The 23,679-nt window shown below is 44.5% G+C and carries 14 protein-coding genes; 2 read left to right on the forward strand and 12 right to left on the reverse strand.

From position 1 onward, the window contains the following. Positions 1–289: 289 nt before the first annotated feature. From GGD38_RS19495 to GGD38_RS19550, 12 genes are all read right to left on the reverse strand, one after another. Complete coding sequence (locus GGD38_RS19495; protein WP_375302064.1) at positions 290–1,522, reverse strand: FecR family protein; 1,233 nt, start codon at positions 1,520–1,522, stop codon at positions 290–292. Positions 1,523–1,603: 81 nt separating this feature from the next. Beyond that, positions 1,604–2,152, reverse strand: a complete 549-nt coding sequence (locus tag GGD38_RS19500; protein ID WP_375302065.1) for an RNA polymerase sigma factor — start codon at positions 2,150–2,152, stop codon at positions 1,604–1,606. Between the two features lie 141 nt (positions 2,153–2,293). Then, complete coding sequence (locus GGD38_RS19505) at positions 2,294–3,547, reverse strand: DUF4861 domain-containing protein (RefSeq protein WP_375302066.1); 1,254 nt, start codon at positions 3,545–3,547, stop codon at positions 2,294–2,296. Between the two features lie 82 nt (positions 3,548–3,629). Then, on the reverse strand, positions 3,630–5,264 hold the full coding sequence (locus tag GGD38_RS19510; RefSeq protein WP_375302067.1) for a hypothetical protein: 1,635 nt from the start codon (positions 5,262–5,264) through the stop codon (positions 3,630–3,632). Positions 5,265–5,287: 23 nt separating this feature from the next. Next, complete coding sequence (locus GGD38_RS19515) at positions 5,288–6,694, reverse strand: sugar porter family MFS transporter (RefSeq protein ID WP_375302068.1); 1,407 nt, start codon at positions 6,692–6,694, stop codon at positions 5,288–5,290. Positions 6,695–6,774: 80 nt separating this feature from the next. Then, entirely contained in the window at positions 6,775–8,676 is a 1,902-nt protein-coding gene (locus GGD38_RS19520) for a glycoside hydrolase family 97 catalytic domain-containing protein (protein WP_375302069.1), read from the reverse strand. Next, complete coding sequence (locus GGD38_RS19525) at positions 8,673–9,872, reverse strand: glycoside hydrolase family 88 protein (RefSeq protein WP_375302070.1); 1,200 nt, start codon at positions 9,870–9,872, stop codon at positions 8,673–8,675. Before GGD38_RS19525 ends, GGD38_RS19520 begins: the two co-directional genes overlap by 4 nt. Before the next feature lie 9 nt (positions 9,873–9,881). After that, complete coding sequence (locus tag GGD38_RS19530) at positions 9,882–12,692, reverse strand: heparinase II/III family protein (RefSeq protein WP_375302071.1); 2,811 nt, start codon at positions 12,690–12,692, stop codon at positions 9,882–9,884. Then, positions 12,692–14,455, reverse strand: a complete 1,764-nt coding sequence (locus GGD38_RS19535; RefSeq protein ID WP_375302072.1) for a RagB/SusD family nutrient uptake outer membrane protein — start codon at positions 14,453–14,455, stop codon at positions 12,692–12,694. The genes GGD38_RS19530 and GGD38_RS19535 overlap by 1 nt, the downstream gene beginning before the upstream one ends. Before the next feature lie 17 nt (positions 14,456–14,472). Then, positions 14,473–17,772 (reverse strand): SusC/RagA family TonB-linked outer membrane protein, encoded by a 3,300-nt coding sequence (locus GGD38_RS19540; RefSeq protein WP_375302073.1) that lies wholly within the window; start codon positions 17,770–17,772, stop codon positions 14,473–14,475. 104 nt (positions 17,773–17,876) lie between these two features. Continuing rightward, positions 17,877–18,914 carry a LacI family DNA-binding transcriptional regulator gene (locus tag GGD38_RS19545; protein ID WP_375302074.1) on the reverse strand — a complete coding sequence of 346 codons (1,038 nt, stop codon included), beginning with the start codon at positions 18,912–18,914 and terminating at the stop codon, positions 17,877–17,879. Positions 18,915–18,935: 21 nt separating this feature from the next. Next, positions 18,936–19,133, reverse strand: a complete 198-nt coding sequence (locus GGD38_RS19550; RefSeq protein ID WP_375302075.1) for a hypothetical protein — start codon at positions 19,131–19,133, stop codon at positions 18,936–18,938. Between the two features lie 478 nt (positions 19,134–19,611). Between GGD38_RS19550 and GGD38_RS19555 the strand changes: the two genes are divergently transcribed. Together GGD38_RS19555 and GGD38_RS19560 are read left to right on the forward strand one after the other, a co-directional pair. Beyond that, positions 19,612–20,634, forward strand: coding sequence for a LacI family DNA-binding transcriptional regulator (locus GGD38_RS19555; RefSeq protein ID WP_375302076.1), 1,023 nt, complete (start codon positions 19,612–19,614; stop codon positions 20,632–20,634). Positions 20,635–20,797: 163 nt separating this feature from the next. Further along, the gene (locus GGD38_RS19560; protein WP_375302077.1) at positions 20,798–23,665 is read left to right on the forward strand and encodes a DEAD/DEAH box helicase; all 2,868 of its coding nucleotides are present in this window, start codon (positions 20,798–20,800) and stop codon (positions 23,663–23,665) included. Positions 23,666–23,679: the final 14 nt, after the last annotated feature.

The raw sequence follows: 23,679 nt of genomic DNA on the forward strand, positions 1-23,679 counted from the left end.
TAGAGCAGCCGGCTCTCAATTCGGAGCTCTTTTTCCTTTGGTTAAAGTTTAGCAGTTACGAATTAATTGTTACCCGTTAACCCAATCATTTCAACCGGGAACACGCCAATGTTTCCGGTTTTTTTATGGGTTAAAAGGCTTCTTAATGGTTTTACGGGTCCATAGGTTTTATATATTGGTTTTATGGTGTACAGGAAAGTAACTTAGTCATGAAACAGCAAAAGGCCCCCTCCCCTGACCCCTCCCCCGGTGGGGGGAGGGGCTTATCTTTCAACCTGTCAACCCCTCACTACGGCACTACGGTAACAACATCACCCTCCACGGTAAAGTGAATCTTACTCAACTCCAGTATCTTCAAAACTTGTGAAAGATTAGAGTTCCTCGATACCTGTCCGGCGAAGCGGCGTGCAGGGATCTTGCCTTTGAAGATCACCTGCACCTTGTACCAGCGTGCCAGCTGCCGCATGATCGCCTGTATGTCTACGTTATCAAAATAAAACAGTCCGTTCTTCCAGGCTATGGCCTCTTCAGTATCAACATCGTTTACCACTCTTATATGACCATTGCCTATTGAAGTATTCTTTATTTGCGCCTGTTGGCCCGGCATCAGAATGGCCGTGTTCTTATCGCTGCTCGCTATTTTTACTTTTCCTTCGAGCAGGGTGGTCCTGATGGTACTTTCATCATTGTAAGCATTTACATTGAACTGCGTACCCATCACTTCTATCACCCCCTCCCGGTCTCCCCCATCTTTCGATGAGGAAGTGAAATGCACCCGGAAAGGTATATTTTGGTTTTTCTTTATATCAAAGTAGGCTTCACCGGTTAACTCAACCAGCCGTTCTTTGTTATTGAATGCCGTTGGATAGCGTATCGATGATGCTGCGTTCAGCCACACTTTGCTACCGTCGGGCAGTTCAAGAAAGTATTGTCCGCCCTTAGGCGTTGACAACAGATTATATTCAACTGCATTTATTGCCGATTGGCGGTTGCCGATTGCCGGTTCATACTTTAATGCCCCGTCCTTCTTAGTAATTGTGGTATTGTTTTGCTCGCTCAACGTTCCATTGGCAGCACCATCAAGATCTATTATCGATCCATCGGCTAAAGTCAATGTTGCTTTGTTACCACCGGGCAATGCATCATTTTTTGGCGTTGCCGGTTTATTATTTGCCCGAACTACCTGTTTGGGAGCAGGTGTTTTTATAATATAATAGTATACGGGTATACACACCAATACCACCACGGCAGCGGCCATAGCACTGCGAAACCATAATCTTTTTACAAGAGGAATACGCTGCGGTTGCAGTTTAGCCTGATCTATCTGTTGCCAGATGGCTGCTCTCATCTCGTGCTTCAGCAGTTCCTTTTCCTCTTCGCTCTCAATTTGTGACTGGTCGTTTGATGCATCAAAACTTTCGTAATAGGCTTCAATGAATTGTTCTTCTTCAGGCGAAGCCTTGCCTGTCAGGTACTTTTGAATTAGCCGGATGAATTTTCTCCTGGCGTTTGAATAAGCCATTATGCGGTTGCTTTTATAGTAAGTACCGGAAATGGCAAAAACTCCCTTGCGGAATGCAGGTTTTTTCGAAGTTTTCTTACGTTACAACATCATAAAAAAACTGGCAATATGTAGTCTTAAGCGGGAAATGGTGGCGCCCAATTGGTTCTGCACTGTTTTTTGTGAAAGGCTTAATTCGTTGGCTATTTCTTTGGTAGACTTATCGTGTTGGGTATGAAGCAGGAACATTGTTCTTTTTTTCTCCGGCAGTTCATCGATCCACTGTTTTACATGTTCAAGGAATTCTTTTTCCATTATGTTTCCTTCGGCGTCAAATGTAGAGGCGGCAATGGTTTCGTAGAGTTCAAAAAAGGCAGGACCGGCTTTTTCTTTTGCAACTAATTTATAGATCTGAAAGCGAACGGCAGTTAACAAATATGCTTTTATGTTATCTATGGAGACTTGGCCGCGCCGGCACCAAAGATCGATAAATACTTCCTGAATGATGTCTTTACATTGTTCTTTATCTTTTAATCGTCGCTGGGCAGCATTGTATAATAGTTCCCAATAACGGTCGTATAGAGCGTCAAAAGCGTCTCTATTACCCTTGGCTGTCAAATCAAGCAAATCGATGTCTGTGTGTTGTCTCAAAGCAGGTGGCTATGGTTTGTTCGGTTCTCGTAAAAATAAAAAAATAGCTGAAATATTTCCACCTGCTATTGCATGCAAACGTTTGCGTGAAAAACAAAGGCGTGCCACGGAACCGCGACACGCCTGCAATGAACTTACAAACTACATATCTTTCTTAAGAAATTGTTCAAACCCTTCAGCTGAAGTAAAGCGGCTATCACTCTTCTCCCAGCCTGCATAAAAGCGATATACAACTGGTTCGTTGTTTTTAAGATTGGCTTTAATAATATATGTATTTTGAATGTCTGTATTGGCGTTAGGTGTTGTGGCAGTGCCTGCTACCTGTGCTTTGGGCATAACAATGGCCATACCCAGTTTGTCTTTATTTTCTGATTGAACATCATATGTAAAGATGCCTTTGAAATTTCCGGCATTTAATTCATGCACTGCATTGCTATGCAGGTTAACAATACCTGTTACCAACTGAGCGCCTTTAGGTGCACCGGTTACAGTAACATGGCTTTCATAAAAGTATTGTCCGCCCCAGATATGAATTTCTTCTACTACAGTTACAGGCTCTACTCCCTCTGCAATTTTCCAATTGCTATACTTTAAACGGCAAATGGCGCGTACGGGGCCATCAGCTACTTTTTCATAGGTAACCTGTTCAATGTTCTTTCCGCCTAAACGTACTAACGTATCTTTTCCATTAGCTAAAGGAGCCTGTAACGCCAGCGATCCGGCGCCTAATGAAGCGCCTACTTTTAATACATCCATTCCCCAATCGGCCTGATGATGATAGTTCTTAGCAGTATCTGTTCCTACTTCATCGAGCACCATGCGTTCGGTTGTTTTGCCCCAGATGTCTTTTCCATTACGTACATCGAAATACAAACGAAAACCAACTTTATCATTTTCCCAGGCCGGGCCTTCGGTGAGGTACGGCGGCAATGCTACTTTTGAAAAATCGGTAGGCAATGCATTTACAGGCATGGTATCTTTATCGAGCGCTACCGGACCGAATGTATTATCGGCATTCTTTTTCATTTGCCGTACATGCGCACGCACCATGGCTTTTATTGTGGCCGGTGAGCCAGATAACTCGGGTTTAAAGGTTACCTTTTCATTTGGTGCAAAGGAATATAAGAATGCAGCTTCATCCCACTGGCCATCGCCATTCAGATCATCGAACTGAATGACCATGGGAACTCCGGTTGGCTTTTTTATAGTGATATACTTTCCGGCACCAATAGGGCCTGTCTGTTCTTCAATGGCCGCTCTTTTTAAAACGATCAATTGATCGGCCAGTGAGTCTTTGCTTGAATTTTCAAACTCAAATGGCTTTGGGGTATTATTCGACTGGCAGCTGGCCAGAATCAGTAAATATGCTAACGATTGCGCTACTCTAAATTTCATTATGCGTTTAGATTGTTTTGCAATAATAGCGAAAAGCTGCAAGCCGCACACGTAAGGGCACAAGCAAATATATAAGCCCAATTTACTTCAGAATATAAAAGCTTTGCTCAACGGGTTCTGCTGAACGCAGCGCAGGCCCGGCAGTACAACCATACTGCCAGGCTACAATTGTTACTTTTACCGGGAACTTACTTTGCGGGGGAATTTTGGTGAAGATCAATTTATCATTGGCAATAAAGGCGGGGCCTTCCCGAACATAATATTGTACAGGCACGCTGGCGCTGGATGTTGCCATTAATGGTAACGATCTAACATGCTGCTTAACGTTTTCTATTTTAGGGAAATTGATAGTTTGTGATCTTCCTTCTGTATTTCTAACCGGTATGTCCATTTTAGCCTGCTGCACGGCCGGTTTAAAGCCTGCATCGCCTGCATGTTCTGCCGCAAACCAGCATTGATATCCCTTTGCAAGATCATTGAGTCCTTTTTCAAAACATATTTGAAATGTAGAATCATTTATTTTTTTGAATGGACCTGTAATGCGGTTTATAACAATATGACCATTATTTGCATGAGCAATGGGAGAACCGGCCGGCAAGCCGGTCCACTCGGCAGTACGGGCATGAGCAGCCGGAACTGTATCTAAAAATGCAGGTGTTAGCTTAAAAGTGATGCCATCATGTAATGGTTGAAAAGCAAGGTCTACCTGCTGATGCGTATTCCTTTGCGCAACAATTTTATTGTTTTGGATAAAACCAAGTAACTGTGCTTTTTTATTGCGGTAAGCAGCCTGATACGCCTGCGTAGCGTTTACCATTTCCTTATCAAAAAACCAAAAAGCCTGTTTTGCATCACCGGTATATTCTTTCACAGGAGCAGGCGGTGCAGCGGGCCCTTCATTCAATCGCCACTTATCCATTAACCAACCGGTATTTGCAGGATCTACCGGTAATAATACAGGCGCTGTATTCGCCGGTTTGTTTTTCGGCAGCCGGTATTGCGCGGCTTTCTTTATATACAAAGCAATGTATTTTATCTTTTTTTCCGAGGCGGAAAAATGTCCTTCGGCGGGGCAGGCAAGCATACTTAAGGGTACATGCGGATGATCATTTCGTTCCTTCAAACCTTCTGTTGACCAGGTAGCAGCAGCTTCATACTCCCCCATTGTTTCTAAACAGGGAATACCATCTATGTTCTGATCTTTTTGCCAGATATCAGGAGCAAAGGTTGGATGGCGAAAATAAGGCCATTGACCGCTTACAGATATTGCGCACAAAGTACGTTGCGGAGCCCAGGCCGCAAAATAATAAGGCCAGCTGGCAGCGGCAGAATGGCCAACGGCGACCACCGGCGCATAATTCAATTCGGTATATCCCGATTCAGCTGAAAGATCGTTCATGAAAGCATTGAATGTTTCACCGGCCCCTTCATTAAAGCGGAATAAATGATCGAATGACGGCGATACCCAAATGATGGCAAAAGACAGCCTGCTCATTTCTTCCCTAAATACCCGATGTTCAATAATCGATTGTTCCTCCATGTTATTCTGCGCCAGGATCACCGCCCTTACACTTTTACAATCGGGTGGCACCCATAAATAAGCACGGGCGTTCGCATTACGGGCATTTTTAACCGGCACCGACCATTGCCATATTTGAGCCAATAAGGGGCTTGTTGTTATCAACAGCAACAACCCGGTGATAAGATACCTGATCATGATGAATCGTAGGTTCAATATCGTTAACTCTTAACTAATTTCTTTTCCAATTCTTCTAACGAAACACCCTTCGTTTCAGGAACCTTCGTAAGTACCCACAATAACTGCAACGCCATCATAAATGCAAAGAAGGCAAAGATGGGCCAGGGACCTAAATCTTTAAAAACACCGTTTTCTTTATCTAAAAATACCGGTGTTATCAGGGTAATAATCGCCGCAAACACCCAGTGTACGCTGGCGCCGAATGACTGCCCCATCGCCCGTACTTTGTTGGGAAAGATCTCTGCAATAAAAACCCAGATAACTGCTCCCTGACCAATGGCATGGGATGCAATAAACAACAACAGGAATACCAGCAGCAAGCCGGCGCTGGCATGCGCATAAAAACACCAGGCAACCATGGCCAAACTGATTATATATCCCAGCGAGCCGATGATCAGCAGCGTTTTTCTACCCAATCTATCTATCAGGTAAAGGCCCACAAAAGTAAAGATGAGGTTGGTGCCGCCAATAGCAATTGAATTCGACAGTGACTCTTTAGCGGCCAAACCCGCCTGGCTGAGGATCTCCGGTGCATAATATAAAATGAAGTTGATACCCGACCACTGGTTAAAGAAAGCTACAAGAAAGGCAAGCCACAGGATCGTTTTGTATTTTGAGCTGAAGAAGCGTTTGCTGTCATGTCCGGCATGCGCTTCATGTTCCGCGCTGGCGTTTATCAGTTTGATCTCCTCATCTATATTGGTCATACCAAGCCGCTCCATTACTTTTCTGGCAGAGGCGTCATCTTTTTTTACAGATACGAGCCAGCGTGGACTTTCTGGAATACTGAACACCATAACTGTATAGATTAACGAAGGAATGGCCATAACGCCCAGCATCCAACGCCAGTCGTTGCTTCCCCCTACTCCCTGCAGAAGATAATTGGAGAGAAAGGCAACGAGAATACCAAACACAATATTGAACTGGTACATGGCAACCAGGCGGCCTCTTGTAGAGGGTGTAGAGATCTCAGACACATAAGTAGGCGCTGCTACCGACGACACCCCTATTCCCAGGCCACCAATAAACCGGAAAAAAGAAAACGTATACGGATCGTTGGCAACGGCCGACCCCAGTGCCGACACGCTGAAAAAAACACCTATCCACAACAACACTTTCTTGCGGCCATATTTTTGTGTGGGCAAACCGCCAAAGATGGCGCCAACTACTGTTCCCCATAGGGCCATAGACATTATGAAAAAACCATGGAACCAGGGCGAGGTATGCCATAGTTCTTTAATGGGCAGGTTCGCACCTGAAATTACAACGGTATCGAAACCGAAGATAAAACCGGCCAGGGCAGCAATCAATGATATACCGAACAGGTTGGCGGAAGAAGATGTGCTTCCGTTCTGTGCAGTAGCCGGGGTATCGAAAGAAACTTGCATGTTGATGGTTTTAATTGTACTAAAAGGTAACACATTTAATCCGGCATTGGTAATTTCTCCCAATCCCTTTGATCAATATATTATTTTACAGCAGGGGTTAACCAAATGGCTTGTCCGCCAGATGGCTTTAATTTACTCTCCATTATTGTAGAGCCAAGTATTAGTTTTTTCTGTATACCCACTTTTGTTTTTGTTGGCGCGGCATCATCATCGCTATAGATAGTTGCCGTGTATTTTTTTCCTTTGGGCAGAAAATCAAATGTCAATTGTAACGACCGGGCATCGTTATTTGTAATAGCGCCAATAAACCAGTCGTCCCCTTTTCTTCTGGCGGTTACCACATACTCGCCGGGTTTACCCTGTACAATTTTGGTTTCGTCCCACGATACGGGGATCTTATCCCAAAATTCCAACTCGGGTTCGTTATTGCTCATTGCCGGTTTATCGTACCAATACAACGTTTGAATAGGACTGTAATAAACAGCTGCCAATGCCAGCTGATGGGCGTGTGTTGTTTTTATACGTTTGTCGTAATAACAGATCGTGTAATCCGCTGCGCCGGCTATATAACGTGTGAATGGCAATACAGTATTATGCGTAGCGTCGGGCATTTCTTCATTACCACGAATACCTTCAGCCGTCATAAGGTTGGGCCAGGTCCTTTGCTCACCGGTTGGGCGCCAGTCGTCGTGCACGTTCACCATTATTTTATTCTCAGCACATTTCTTAAACATCTCTTCCAGCCAGGTTGTCCAGCGATGTGAACCAGCCTGTACAAAACCGAATTTTACGCCTTTTACGCCCCAGCTGTGATACACGCGAAACAGCGAATCAGACTGTGCATACAACCCCTGCAGATTGCAGTATAACCATACACCAATGCCTTTTTCTTTTCCATATTTTATGATACCGGGCAAATCAAAATCGGGGATGGCCACCTTGGTTGCATCAGAAGTATAGGTGAATGCGGGGCCATACCACTTCCAGTCGAACAAAATATATTGCAGCCCGTGTTTTGCAGCGAAGTCGATATTCTCAAATGCATCTTTGGTTGTTTGCGTCATCACCCGCATGATCTTACCGGGTTGTATCCAGCTTGCATCTTTGATCTTTGAAGGATCGTTGAGGTTAAGAATAAGATCATTGTTCATTACCAGGTCGCCGGGTTTTTCGGCTACCATAATTACCCGCCAGGGCGTACCCACCGGTGAAATAAGATCGGCCGGTGTGTACATCGACGTTACAATTGTATTGGGTATTTCTTTACTTAGTTTGAATTTGGTGCGTGCATAATCAACCATTTGCGCTTCGGCCAAACAGGCGTACCAGCCATTTGGCAATTGCAGGGTTAAGGGCCTTTCACTTTCATCGGGCCAATTGTTCAATGGCAATAAATTATACGGCGCCTGCGCCCACGATGCATGCCAGGCCTTTGTACCTTCCGGCAAGGTAAAACCGGTATTTTCGGCCACTACTCTATAGTATGTTCCTTTAATATTCTCGGGAAAAAAATAGCGAATACCTGCACCTTCATTGTATACGCGCAACTCCACGTGCATCCAGTAAATAGGATTATCATCTTTTACCAGCTCAATAGTTACCGCATTGTAATTATCTCTTATAATACTTCGTTCGCCATATAATGGTTTCCAACTGCTATCTTTTGATGTATACTTAATGGCCTTCACCTGTAAGTTCTCGCACCATTTGGCATGTTTGTCAACCTTCAATGCCATGGCGCGTTCTGACAAATTATTATCCAACTGTATATCCAACACCGACTCAGCGATCACCGGTTGTTGTTTATAGGTAAGCGTATAAAACATACCGCGGGTACCACCGGCCAATTGTTTTTGATAAAACGTAACGGTATAGTTTTTATCGGGTGAAGTGATCACCGCTTTTGTTGAATCGATTATGTTCTGTGCAAACACATTCGATAATACAAACAGGGCTGCAATTATTGTAATGATCCTTTTCATATATGTTTCCCCTCCTTCAATTTTTTCAATCGTAACAATGCTTCTATAAAGTAATAATCGGCATAAATAATAGAAGCATCTATTTCGCCGCCATTGGGTTTATGACCGGTGCTATGTAAAAGAAATGCATTATTCACCTGGCGGCTTTCGTAAGCAGGAGAAGAAAGCGACTTCAACATATGCACCGCTTTCTTTAAATACATTTTCATTTTAGCCGTGTCGGTTACCAATGTACTTAATTCGAGCAAGGCAGAAGCCGTTACTGCTGCTGCTGAAGCATCGCGGGGCGCATTGGGAATACCGGGCGCATTAAAATCCCAATAAGGGATCAGATCATCGGGCAGTTTATTTAAATACACATCAGCCACCTTTTGCGCGAAATCTAAAAAACGCGGGTCTTTTGTTTCGCGGTATACCATCGCAAAACCATAAATAGCCCAGCTTTGCCCGCGCGCCCACATACTGCTATCGCTATACCCCTGATGGGTGATGCCTTTTATCTTCTTCCCTGTTGCTGTATCATACACCACAACGTGATAAGAGGTATAATCCGGGCGGAAATGATTTTGCATGGTGGTTTCCGCATGCTTTACGGCAATATCATACAACTGTTTATTACCGCCATGCTGAGCAGCCCAGAATAATAGCTCCAGGTTGATCATATTATCCATAATGGTGTTGTGCCGTAGTGGCCAGTCAACACCCGGCACTTTGCGCGGCCACGAAAGTATGGTACCTACTTTTGGGTTGAACAATTTCCCCAGCGTATCGGCTGCCCGTAACAAAACAGTACGATACAAGGTATCGTGTGTTAACCTATATCCATTGCCAATACTGGTGAATACCTGAAAACCCAGATCATGATCAATAGCTGCAGAATCAACCAATGGGAACAATGCCCGGGAATAACGTTGGGCAGAACGCTTTAGAGCCTCGTCATTGCTATATTCATATGCATACCATAAAATGCCCGGCCAAAAGCCGCATGTCCAGTCGCGGTAGCCTACAAAACGCCAATCGGTTTTACCATTTGCAATACTGCGTGGGATCTGAGCAGCATCTGCCGGCAGCGTTTTCAGCGTTTTATTCGCCTGGGTTATGCAGTAATGCAAGGCTGAATCAATGTCAATTTCGGCCGGTTTATTATTACAGGCCATTAACAACACTGCAAAAAAGATCGTACTTATTTGTTTCATCCGTATGTATCAGTCAATTTTTGTATAAGACATAGCCGGCAGATCGAACGACAACACATTCTTGCCATTTACAATTTTCTTCTTCCCTGTCACTGTTCCCGATGTCAATTTTATAGACGTGCTCCCTAATAATTGCTGGGGTATGGTAAGCGTGAAAGCATGCGAGCCACCAATGTACCAGCCATCCTTTTGTTTGCACAATACCACCGAAGCGCTGTCGCTGTTGGCAGTTAAGGTAAGGCCGCCGTTAGACAACGAACGGCCGTTACCAATGAACATATAGTTTATTTCATGGCCATACTCACTAACCACGGCATAAGTACCCTGGAATGAATAATTCTTATAAGTGACGGTTGCACCAGCGGCAGCCGTTGAGAAAATAGTTTCCTTACTGCCGCTCTTACTTTCAACAACAATGCCGGCAAAACCGGCCGGCGCTTTGGCTGGCGTAAATGAGGTAATTGTTGAAATGGTAGCAGGTTGATTTTTGGATGAAGGCTCAAACACCGCCACAAATGGTTTTGTAAACGCTTCGCCATATTGCCGCGCCACAATAGTTGGCAATGGCAACTCACTGATCTCTTTTGGCACAATACCTCTGTCGATGGCGGTTGACCTGGGCGACTTCATGGTAAAGATCTCCCGGTTGGGTGCGCCTTTCATCCACATGTTCATAAAGATGGAATCGCGGCCGGGCATTTTTAATTGAAAAGTGGCTTTTATATCGCCTGCAGTTTGTACCGATCTCTCATCATATAAATAATCGTAAGCAAACAGATCGCCATTGGCAAATGCGAGTTTGTCAACAGGCTGTAGATCTGCAGGCTTGTTTTTATTGTCGCTCACTGTAAGCCCCTGCCCCATGTTGTGATAAAAATAATCGTGGTATTTATCGCCGCCTTCTTTTTTGGCTGAACGAAATACATCTACATAATAACCGGTTGTATCGCTGGTGCGAATAATGCTCATCATCCGTTGCTGACTGGCATTGGTTTCGGGTTCCAGGAAGTACAGATCGGCGAATGTTATATAAGGAAAGATACTGGATCTTACACCCGATGCCGGGTAACAACTGTTCAGTTTAAAACCATGATTACTGCGCATTTCGGGGTAAGCAGAAATACCATCAACCACTACGGTATTATGCGCCGGAAATTTGGAATAGTATTCTGTATAATCGGGTTGAAAATAAGAAGTACCAATACCTGCTTCCGGCGCCAATGGCAATCCTTTACCATACAACTCCAGCGAAATACCATTCGCATGCATATGATTGCCCAATGAACCATTTAATGAAATGGCCAATGCCGTTTGTGGATCGGTGCCGATCCTTTGCATCAACCAGCTTACATTGGGTGAATAAAACAATGGACTTACAAAATCAGACAACTTACCTGCCGATATGGATTCTTGTAATTTAAAATCCGAATAAGTAAGCAATGAAGCCAAATCGCGAGACTCTATTGCCGATTGTCGATTGCCGATTGCCGATTCCTGAATCATCTTAATAAACGCAGTGAATAACTTTTCCTGTTCAGGCTTCTTATGCAACATGGCATTCATCACCACCTGCTTCGCCGGCTCTGTTGACAATTTTCCATAATGTGAATCACCAAAAGAAACAGCATAGCCGTTCGGCATTAAATATTGCGCCGTTGCCAGCACGGCTTTTTTGAGAATGGGCAATTGTTCAAGCAGGTCGAAATTCAGTACGCGATCGAACATCATTACAAATTGCATAAACTCGGTTATTACCACCTGCGAATAACCAGGGCTTTCGAACCAGATACCGGTGTTAGGGTCATAGCCGCGTTTTATTAACTCATTTAATGACCATTGACGCACGGCCGATCTATTCAATACCTGATCGAGATAAAACTGGCAACCGCGGCCATCTTTGTAGGTTGTATTATTTTCCAGTATCAATGCAATAGTAGTTACAAACCGCGCTTCAATTAAATCCCAGTTATTAAAGGGAACACCGTTCTTTATAATTATATCGGCCCATTTCTTAAAAGCAGCCGCATATATAGACATATTAGCGGGTGCATGCTCCTGAATGTAATTATGTAAAAAATCGTAACAAACGGTCAATTCGTTCAATATATCTTCATGAATAACTTCGAATGAAGAAAGCCCCACCAGGGTTTGGTTATGCCCATGATTAAGGTCGTACGGTTCGTTACGATAATAAATGCCCTGCATATAGGTATTAAAAAGATCATAGGCAAACTTTGCATATTTTTCTTCACCGGTATACCAATACAGAATTGATGCATTTTGCGCCATGCCCATGATCTTGCGATTGATGCCTTCTACTACCCTACCGGTTTTTGCCTGGTCAACCCATTCCAATGGCTGGCCGGGTTTTGCGCGATTGACGTAATACAAACCACGCGGGTCATCCATATAAGGTTGAATGTCGTCCAGCTTTGGCGCACCATAAGAAGTAACGGCATCGCGGGTGCCGGTAAAACGTACTGTTGGCACAGGCGCCTGTCCTTCGGCATGATCGTATACGCCGCCTTTTATAAACACATCGGTGGATCTGTTTTTCCAATACATCTGCAACCGCGAAACGATCCAGGTACTGTCGGTTTGGTGACGGTTTACATATTCATCGAGGTCTTTCTTCGATTGTTCTAATGTGTTCTGCGCCCAGTTTGCAGAACCGATCAGTTGCTGCAACCTCGGCTTCTCACTGGCGTTTGTGAGAAGCCTCGGATGCAACGGTGTAATTGTGGCCGGGATTTTTATTTCCTGGCTTGTTACATTCAATATGAATAACAGACTTAAGCAACTTATGCCAATGCGTTTCATTACCAATCGGGGTTTTGATCAAGATTTGGATTAAGCGTTCTTTGTTGTGCAGGTATAGGCAGCAGGTAATTCTTATTCGCCCATTTGCGGCTGTCCTCAAAGATCAGGAAGCCATTGGCATCAACAGGGTAAGGCGATTTGCCGTTCACTACCCAACGGGTTTCCCAGCGGGTGCCTTTCCATTTAATGCCCAATACATTCATCGGCATTTCAGTTTCGGCTGTTTTCCAGCGTTTCAGGTCATCAACCCTAAAGCCTTCCAGGTATAATTCAATTGTTCTTTCGCGTCTTATTTCGGTGCGCATATCCAGTGAATTCGCTGAAACCAAAGCGTTACTTAATTTCGGCATGGTCTTGTTCACGCGGTTACGCACAAGATTGAGCGATTTATCGAGGTCGGCATCGCTAATGCTTCCGTTGCGTTCATACACAGCTTCTGCATAGTTCAGGTATACTTCCGCCAGACGTATCACCGGCCAGTCATAGCCTTCCTCATTATCATTCAACCTTCTTTCGGTTGCCCATTTCTGGTTTTGATAACCGGTACCGCCCCCCGCATTGTGCATACCTCTTGAGCTGGCTATATCAGCAGCATCGCCTGTCCAGGTGGTGCGTGCGCCTGGGTTCTCGTTATCCCAATAATAATTGCTATCGATCATCATCGTATAGCGCATGCGGTTATCGCGGTTCATGTATTCAGACCTCGTCCAGTCGTACCCCTGGAACAACGGAGATTTAGTGATGGGCAAACCATCCTGGCACAGGTACATATCAGCAAACTTTTTTGAAATACCACCGCCCAGCAGTGTATGTGTAACGTTGTTGCGTATCTGGCGCTGGGTATAAGAATAGCGGTTGGCGAGAATATACTCTTTATTGGCTGATTTGTTAATGCCGGCCGGGTTCGATTTTTCATCTTCGAGAATGAACATGTATTTCTGCGCTGAATCGCCTAATATACCTGGAGCAAACAGTGAGTATTGCGTGCTGGTGATCACGGCATTGCTGGCGGCAATGGATTTATCGAGCAGGCCGTTATAGCGGGCCGCATCGCCATTGCGGAATTTTTGCCAGGTACCTTCGTAAAGCGCTACCCGGCCAAGGAATGCCTGTGCTGCGCCTTTGCTGATGCGGCCTTTATTGGCTGCAATAATAGCTGACTCCAACGGTAATACAGCAATGGCCTCTTCCAGGTCTTTAACAATAAGATCTACCACTTCTTCTCTTGAATTGCGTGGCGCCTGTAACTCCGGTGACTTGTCATCAAGCGGCCGGGTAACGATGGGCACACCACCAAACTGCTGCAGCAGGTCAAAATATACATACGCACGGAAGAACTTTGCTTCTGCTACATATACCAATCTTTCACTCCTTAAAGTATTATCAATATCGGCACTGTCTTTTGCTAGTAAATAATTAATGGACCGTAACCGTTTATAAGCATTGGTCCAGTTGTCGTCAGAAAGTGGAATTGTGTTGGAACCATTGCTGAACGCACTGCGCGAAGTGGTGAGGTCGCTGCGAATATCAGAATGCGGTGAAGGCGGGGTGCTCGGCGCCGGATCATACAACTCATTTGCGAATGTTACCAGGTAAGTATAGAATTCATTCGCCGCTAATTTATATTGATCGGCCGTTTTCCAGTAATCAACGTTAGAAATTTCGTTGATGGGTTTCATATCAAGCAGCTTATTACAAGCAGCCAGCCCCACGCTCACCATCCCGGCAATAACAACTATATATTGAAAAGTTATCTTTTTCATTTTTCCTGTTTTAATAATTAAAAAGTAACATTTACCCCAGCGGTCAGATAACGATAGAAGGGATAACGACCACTGCTTGTGCTTACGTTATTATTATTTGTATCGCCTGAATTATTTACGTTCCGGGTGGCTTCAGGGTCCCAGCCATCGCGGATCTTTGTATGTTCCCACAGATCATTACCCGAAAAATACACCCGTAGTCTTTGTATATGGGCCTTTTGCGTAATGCTGGCAGGTAAAGTATATCCTACTACCAGGTTTTTTAATCGCAGGTAAGCGCCATTCTCTTTCACCCAATCGGAAGGGAAATAGTTGTAGTTATTAATTGCGCCGGTTGCAGAAATACGAGGTAAATAAGCGCCGGTCCTTTCGGGCGTCCACCAGGCATTTTCAAAGGCTTTGTTCTGTGCCTGAAAAATAACATTGGCAGGTATACGCCAGTTTCCATCACGAACAATGGTACGTTTACCAACACCCTGGAAAATAACATTAACGTCAAAGCCATTCCATTCCAATCCTGCATTCATTGAATATACCAGGCGTGGATCATCGGTACCCAGGAACTTGGCGTCTTCGGGGAAAGTGATCTTGCCATCGCCATTCAGATCTTTGAACATATTATCACCTAATGCCAGGCGGCCGTTAGGCAATGCTGTGGCTGCACCGGAAGGCATGCCGATGTTATTATCTTTAATATAGGCGCGGTAATCCTCCAGCTCTTTATCGGTCTGTATCCTACCGGCATATTCCAAACCGAAATACGAGTTGATCGGATATCCTTGTACGGTTTTATTTAAACCCCGATCATCGGTTTTTATTAAAGTTTGTCCGCCAAAATCTACCAACTTGGTTTTATAAGCTGAAATATTACCGCCAACACGGTAGGTTACTTTACCAATGCGGTCGCTCCATGTCATTGACAGGTCCCAGCCATCGGTCCTCAACTTTCCGTTGTTTGTATTGGGGGCATCAGCGCCCAACACTGCCGGCAGCGTACGGGGCAGCAACAGGTTGTCATTATTTTTTCTAAACAATTCAACACTTCCGCTCAACCGGCTGTTGAGCACACTGAAATCCATGGCAAGGTTCGTGGTTTGTACTCTTTCCCAGGTCCTGTCGGGCGCAGGTATACCGCCGGGCGACACCCGAACTACCGGACTGGTGCCAATAATAGGAAACCCTGCACTGCCGGGGCCGGTTGAGAAATTCAGGTTCATGAGCTGAACATATTCATACAAATTCTGTCTTGTAGTATACTGGTTACCCACATTTCCCCAGGAGGCTCTTAACTTCAGGTCATTGAGGAAAGAAATATCTTCCATAAACGGTTCCTGCGAAATACGCCAACCTCCTGAAAATCCATAAAAGAACTGCCACCGGTTGTCTTGCTGAAACCGCGAAGTACCATCATAACGACCGTTTATTTCGAACAGGTACTTATTCTTATAGGCATAATTAAAACGCCCGAAATACCCTGCCAAAGCGACATGATACTGGTCTTCACCTACTGTTTTTGAAGTACCATCGCCGGTGCTAAGACTTAATGAAGAAGGTACATCGGCCATTACATCAAACGCTTTGGCCAAAAAGCTGGCAACCTCCTGCCGCTCGTATTGTGTACCAACCATCATTTTTACATCATGGTCTTCATGGAATATTTTTGCATATTCCAAATAAGCGTTCACGTTATAATACGCCTCTTTGCGGTTGGCACGCTGGTAAAAGCTTCTGTTGCTGTTTGAAGGCGACAATGTAGAAATGGGTATTGTACCCGAGTAATCGTACCAGGTGATCGCATTCTCGCGCGTTCTGTAATCGGTGTTATTAAAATAATACCCGATGGCAGTTACACCTTTCAGATTCTTTGTAAAATTATAAGTAAGATTAATGCTGCTGTTCAAACGGGTATTCAGTTCCTTGCCATCACCGCCATATTTGGCTATGTTATTGGTAGTGGCATTGCCAATGCCGGAACCCCACACATAAGGTTTGCCGTTCATGGCTTCCAATGGCATACCTGGTTGAATACCGTTATTAAGTACCGCGCCGATATTGGATGGCTGAATAATATCATTTTTTTCGAGCGAGAAATTGCTTTCCATCTTCAGCTTTGGAGAGAACTGATAATCGTGCGTAAGACGAAGGTTATATCTTTTATTGGAATTATTGCCAACCTGTAACAGGCTGCCATCGTTCAGGTAACCCAATGAAATACGATAACCCGATTTATCGCCCTTTGATGAGATGCTTAACTGATGTTCATTGGAAACTGCATCTCCCCACAATACATCCTGCATAGTGCCGGGGAAGAATACAAAATCCTTAACATCGGTAAAAAACCCGGCAGCGCCCAATCCCTGGTTATTTAACCAGGTAGCCGCATCGGCATATTTTAAGTACTGGATATTGTTAGCCACTGCGTATTGCGCCAGCTTGCCATATTTGTACCAGATATCATTTGGCGCCACGCCATCGGTAACTTTCGCTTCCTCCATCATGGGCCCCCATCCTTTTATATCCACCAGTTCGGGCAGCAGCCCAATTTTTTTCTTCGACAGCGATCCATTGTACTGAATGGATGCTTTGCCCGATTTGGCTCTTTTGGTGGTAATGAGTACAACACCACTGGCGGCGCGGGAACCATATATAGAAGCAGCAGCAGCGTCTTTCAAAAAAGAAATATTCTCAATATCAGCCGGATTAAAAGAGTTCAGGGCCGCAGTATTCGGTAATGTCAGTCCATCAACGATCACAAGGGGTTCAGTACCGTTAGTCGATGAATTACCTCTTATCAGGAAATTCCACGATTCACGGCCCGGTTGCGCCGAGCTTCTCGTTACCGCCACCCCAGGCACCTGCCCCTGTAATGCTGCCAGAGGGCTCGCAATTGGACCACGGTCCTGGAAAGTTTTTGCATTTACAGTTGATACTGCACCGGTCAATGACCCCTTTTTGGCAGTACCATAACCTACTACCACTACTTCGCCTAAAGAAGTATTGTTTACGGCAAGGCCAATGGTCATGGCCTGGGTAAAATCGGCCGGTATTGTTTGTGTGATAAATCCTACAGCGCTGATCTCAATCGATGCATTGGCAGGCGCCGGTAAAATGAACGTACCATCTTCTTTGGTTGTAGTAATTTCTTTCCCTTCTTTTACTTTTACCGTAGCACCAATGACGGGTTCTTTATTATCGCCATTGATAACTTTACCCGAAACTGTTTTGGTTTGTGCTATTGTTGTATTACTTAGCAATAGCAATAGTAAAAAGGAAGTAAAAGCAACAGACTTCCAAAGCAATCGTTGAAAGCTTCTCATTGTACTTAGTTTTAAGTTCTTAGTTTTTAGTTCATAGTTCTTTTATCCGGCACCGCCGAATAATTTCAGGCTGCCACGCCTACCCTTGTTAACTCGTCAACCTGTTAACTCGTTAACTTATTAACCTGGCTCGATTCGCGGATAATGAGTTTTGTTTGTAATACAATGGTCTTCTTCCCCGGTAACTTTTCATTACCGGTTAAACAGGCCATTAATTGTTGCATTACCTGGTCAGATATTTCCCGGATAGGTTGTGCCACCGCTGTGATCGATGGTGAGAATAAGGAGAAATGGGTGTTATCGTCGAAGCCGATAACCGCAATATCATTTGGTATTGAAAGACCGAGTTGTTTAATTGCTTCCAGTCCGCTAATAGCCAGGTAGTTTGTTGCAAACAATACAGCCTCTATTTTCGGATTATCCTGAAGGAATTGTTTTATTTCCGCTGTTATTTTTTCCTGGTCGGGCTTTAAGTCGAAGCCGATCATTTTTACATAAGGAGTAAGCCCCTTTTCATTTACAGCATGATAATACCCGCTCGATCGGTCGCGCATTTGGGTTTGCGTTGAATGAATGGTCACAAACCCTATGTTCTTATAATCATGTTTTACAAAATGGCGCATGGCCTGGTATACGCCGTCGAAATTGTCGACTATAATATTGCAGGTGGCCAGTCCGGGGAAGTACCGATCAAAAAGTACCACGGGCAAATTATCATCTATCAAACCTTGTATCTCCTCCTCCAAACCGGGTGGCGGTACAATAATATAACCATCTACCTGCGTGTCGCGAAAAGCGCCCAGGATATCCTTTGCAATACGCGTTTCGTTTTCGGTGCTGGCATAAAAGATCTTATAATCGAGTTTGTAGGCCTGTTCTTCCACATTGCGTGCAATGGCAGAAAAAAAAGGATCGGCAATACCTTCAACCAGCATACCTATGATCTTACTTTTACCGGTGCGTAAACTTTTCGCTACCCGGTTTGGCCGGTAGCCTAATTGCTTTACATGCTTCAGGATCCGCTGTTCCATTTCTCCACTGATACGCTTCTCGGTAGCCTTTCCGTTCAGCACAAAAGAAACCGTTGCGGCCGAAACGTTTAGCTGTTTGGCAATATCATGTATAGAGACTTTCTTTTTCAACGTGTTATAATATTTAATCGATTAAGCAATTCCTTTAAAAAACAACGACCTGCCGGCCACTGTATTTGCAGCCGGTGCGTACATCTTTTTACCAATAAATGCAAACGAAAAAAGCGCAAAATGTGCTTGTGAGCGTAAGAAGTGATTTGCAATACGCTGATATACATCGGGAAACAGCGCTAACAGGATATTAATATAATAAGCAGGAGTTACTGGCATAGCAATCTTATTTCGCAGGCAAAAGCAGTTTTTTAAAAGAAGCAACCCTTCTTTTTTTACTACTAAACCGGCTGTTTAGTTAATCGATTAGGCAAATAATGTAAATTGGTGTCAAATTAACGCTTCTACCCGATTGCTGCATCCTTATCCCGTTTCTTTATTTGGGCAAACGTGTGCACTGTTAGTTGAAAAGTTGACAAGTTAACAGGTTGACAAGGGCTTCATATTCGAGGCTCGCAATTGAAGGCGGAAGGTTGTAAATACAGCTGTAAGCTCTACGCTACAAGCTGTAGGCGAATGCAGAATACAGCCGAAAGCTTAAGGCTTAAAGCATAAAGCAAATACAGCTCCGCTCGCTGTTTACCGCCGTCACGGAACTTGAAACCTGAAACTAAGAACTGTAGCGAGGTAACTATTAGCAGCGAGTTGCGAAATAAATAAACTATAAACTAAAAACTGCGAACTAAGAACGATTGCTATGAAGAGTGAAAACATTACCATAAAAGATATTGCAAAGGCGCTGAACCTTTCTTACTCTACCGTTTCGCGGGCGCTGAAGAGTAGTTATAAGATCAGTGAAGCTACCCAGCAACTGGTTAAGGAATATGCCGAAGCACATCATTACCGGCCCAACCTGATGGCGCAAAGCCTGAAGAACCAAAAAAGCCGCTGCATTGGCGTTGTGCTGTGCAGTATTCCCAATAGCTTTTTTGCGGAAGTGATCAGCGGTATTGAATCCGTTGCTTATAGTAAAGATTACCTGCTCATCATAACCCAGAATTTAGAATCGTACGAACGCGAAGTAAAGAACCTGGAGAACCTTACCTGGCGATCGGTTGATGGGTTATTGATCTCTTTATCGACCGAAACAAAAGACGTAAGCCACTTTCAGGAATTACATGAACAGCGTTTACCCATGGTTTTCTTCGACCGGGTTACCAATGAAATTCCTTCGCACCAGGTAATTACCGATAATATCGGCGGCGCTTATGCAGCTACCCGTCATTTAATAGAACGCGGTTATAAACGTATTGCCACTATTACCAGCACGCCTTATTTATCAATATCACAGGAACGGTTGGAAGGTTACAAAAAGGCACTGACAGAATTCAACATGCCGGTTCACGATGAGTATATTCAGTACTGCCCGCATGGCGGCATGATCATAGATGAAATTGACTCCGCACTCAACAATCTCCTGCAATTACCTGAACCGCCCGATGCATTGCTCACTGCCAGTGACCGCATCACCATTGGCAGTTATTCGTTAATACAGAAAAAAGGGCTGGCGATCCCTGACGCAATTGCCGTTGCTGGGTTCAGCAACTTCACCGCACCTGAATTGTTCAACCCGCCATTAACGACGGTACGACAAAATGCCTTTGAAATGGGTAGAATGGCGACTGAACTTTTGATACAGCAGGTGGAGAGCAAAAGGCCGGTTACTTCGTTTGAGAAAAAAATACTTCCTACGGAGCTTATCGTTCGTAGTTCTACTTAGTTACCTGTTTCCGGGTACCAGTTACCGGGCCTGGTGACCGGGAACCGGAAACCGGTGACCTTTAACTGTTTGCAAATTTTCCCCATCTGTGCAAAAATCCTGTTTACATTTCCCTCCCACCCGCATATTTTTGCCAATTACCCTATAAAGTAATATTTGGCAAATGATATCTACAAAAAGCGATCAGAAAAATGTGTTATTGTTACAGCCCCATCGTTTGTTGTCAGATCATAACCTGTTGGAATGTTTACAGATCACCAAGGAAAAAGGCATTCCCAAATATGTGAACTCGGAGCTTAACAGCACTGAGCTCAATAAGAATTATCCCAAACTGCCCAAAGAGGTGCGGGATGCGCTTTTGTCGTTCAGTAAAGAACGCATTATCCTTTTAAAAGAGGAGATCCAAAAAAAATATACCCTGCAACGCGCAGGGGTTTCGTACGAAGTATATTCAAAAACCGCCATCAGCCGCCGCTTGCACGAGCATATGGAAAGAATGAAACCTTTTGCCGCACTGGTAAAATGGTATCATAAGGTCCCCGGCGAAAAAGGGAATTTCAAAACAGCGCCCGGCAGCTTCAGCACTTTTAAACCGCAGTTGCAGTTTGAGGTCACTAAAAACGGGAACGCCCTTCAGCTTAATACCGTTATTTCTATAAACGGTACCCCTTATGGCCTCGATCAATTCACCCGCTTTCAGTTCTTATTAATAAGCAATGGTGAATACTTTATTCTTTCTTATAAAGATTATCAAACGCTGGAATGGCTGCTGGAAAACGATCCACAACAATACAGCCTGCAACCACAGGAGTTTTCAGAGATCGTACTGTCGAAACTCGAATCTTCAGACTATACCGTAAACCGCAACAACCTGTTCCAAAAACACGAGATCAGGGAAAAACCGGTGAACCGGGTTATGCTGAGCGAGATCAGTCAGTCGTTCCTGGTGTTAACGCCCCAATGGGAATACGATGGTTTTATAACCGAAGGCCCCTGGAAAGAAACCTACGAGATCACACGCAATGGACAATCCTACGCCATTTATCGCGATCAGCAGGCGGAGAAAGACCTGTGGCAACTACTGGAAGGGTTACACCCCAATTTTGAAAAACAGCTGAACGGTTATTATTATCTCTCCTTTGAGGAAGCGCAGAAAAAGCAATGGTTCCTTAAAGTATATCACAAACTGCTCGACCTGAACATTCAGGTAATAGGTATGGATATGCTGCAACACTTCCGCTATTCGCAGCATAAGATAACAACCGGGGTTACCATAAAACAGGAAGCTACCGATGCGCTGGTGTTGCATATGACGATCTCATTTGGTGAGGAGCAGGTAGCACTTGTTGAAGTGCAAAAGATCATTCTGGCAGGCCAGCGGGCCATACTATTACAGGATGGTTCACTGGGTATTTTACATGAAGACTGGTTGCATGCTTATGGCACCATCGTTCGCCATGGTAAGATAAAAGACCAGGAAATACAGGTGCCACGCTGGCTGGCATTTAGCGAAGAAAAAACATCGGATGGCACCGAGGTATTGAAACCGGTGTTGCACGATACCTGGCTGGAGAAATGGCAGCAATGGCAAAAAGATGGTGAAACGGTATACGAAGTACCATCAACCATTAAGGCCAAACTACGCCCCTACCAGCAAAAAGGTTTTGAATGGATGTTGCTGTTGGCCGAAGCAGGCGCCGGCGCTTGTTTGGCCGATGATATGGGTTTGGGTAAAACCCTGCAAACAATTAGTGTGCTTACCCACCAGCTTGCACAAAAAGCAACACAACGCCATTTGATCGTGGCGCCCTCATCACTTATATACAACTGGTCGCAGGAGCTTGCAAAGTTTGCGGCACATGTAAAAGTGCTTATTTATCATGGCGGCGGCCGCAGTATACAGGAGGCCGCTACCGGCGATTACCAGGTGATCATTACCAGCTATGGCACCGTGCGGCAGGATATTGAAGAAATGTGCCTTATTGGTTTTGGTACTATTGTGCTCGATGAAAGCCATAATATTAAAAATCCGGCTGCACAGATCACTAAGGCCGTTGAACGTTTACAATCTAATTTCCGTGTAGCCCTCAGTGGCACACCTGTAATGAACAATACGTTCGATCTGTATGCCCAAATGAATTTCCTGTTACCAGGCATCTTTGGCAGCAGGGAGTTTTTCAGAAGGGAATATGCCGATGCCATCGATACGCATCGCGATGCTGATAAGATAAAGACCCTGCAACGCATTACAGCCCCGTTCGTACTGCGCCGCACCAAGGAACAGGTTGCAGGCGACCTGCCCGAAAAAACCGAAATGGTGATGTGGTGTAACATGAGCGATGCACAAAAGCGTTTGTACGATGAAGTGAAAGACAGCATTCGCCAAAGCGTGTTCCTGAATATAGAGAACGAAGGACTTGGCAAAAGCAAACTGGCCGTATTGGCGGGCATGTTAAAACTGCGTCAGATCTGTAACTCGCCGCTTTTACTACCCAACGAGGAACAAACCTGTAATGATTCGGTTAAGACCGATCTGCTGATGAATGAATTGCAAAACAACCTGAAAGACCAAAAGGTACTGGTGTTCTCGCAATTCACTACCATGCTGAACCTGCTTGCTGAAAAATGTAAAGAAGAAGGCATAGCATATTATCATTTAGATGGTTCAACCCCGCCCGAAAAACGGCAGGAGATGGTAAACCGCTTCCAGGAAGAAGGTAATACTCACAATGTATTTTTAATTAGCCTGAAAGCCGGTAATGCCGGTTTGAACCTTACCGCTGCAGGTTATGTGTTCCTGTTCGATCCCTGGTGGAATACCGCGGTTCAACAACAGGCCATTGACCGTACGCACCGTATTGGCCAAACCAAGAATATATTTGCCTATAAAATGATCTGTAAAGATACTATTGAAGAAAAGATCATTTCACTGCAACAACGTAAGAAACAATTGGCTGAAGAATTGATCTCGGAAGATGAAGGGTTTGTGAAGTCGTTGACGGAAGATGATATTAAGTATCTGTTTAGTTAGATATAAAAAGTTTG

This window comes from Niastella sp. OAS944, assembly GCA_024809215.1.
Classification (GTDB): Bacteria; Bacteroidota; Bacteroidia; order Chitinophagales; family Chitinophagaceae; genus Niastella.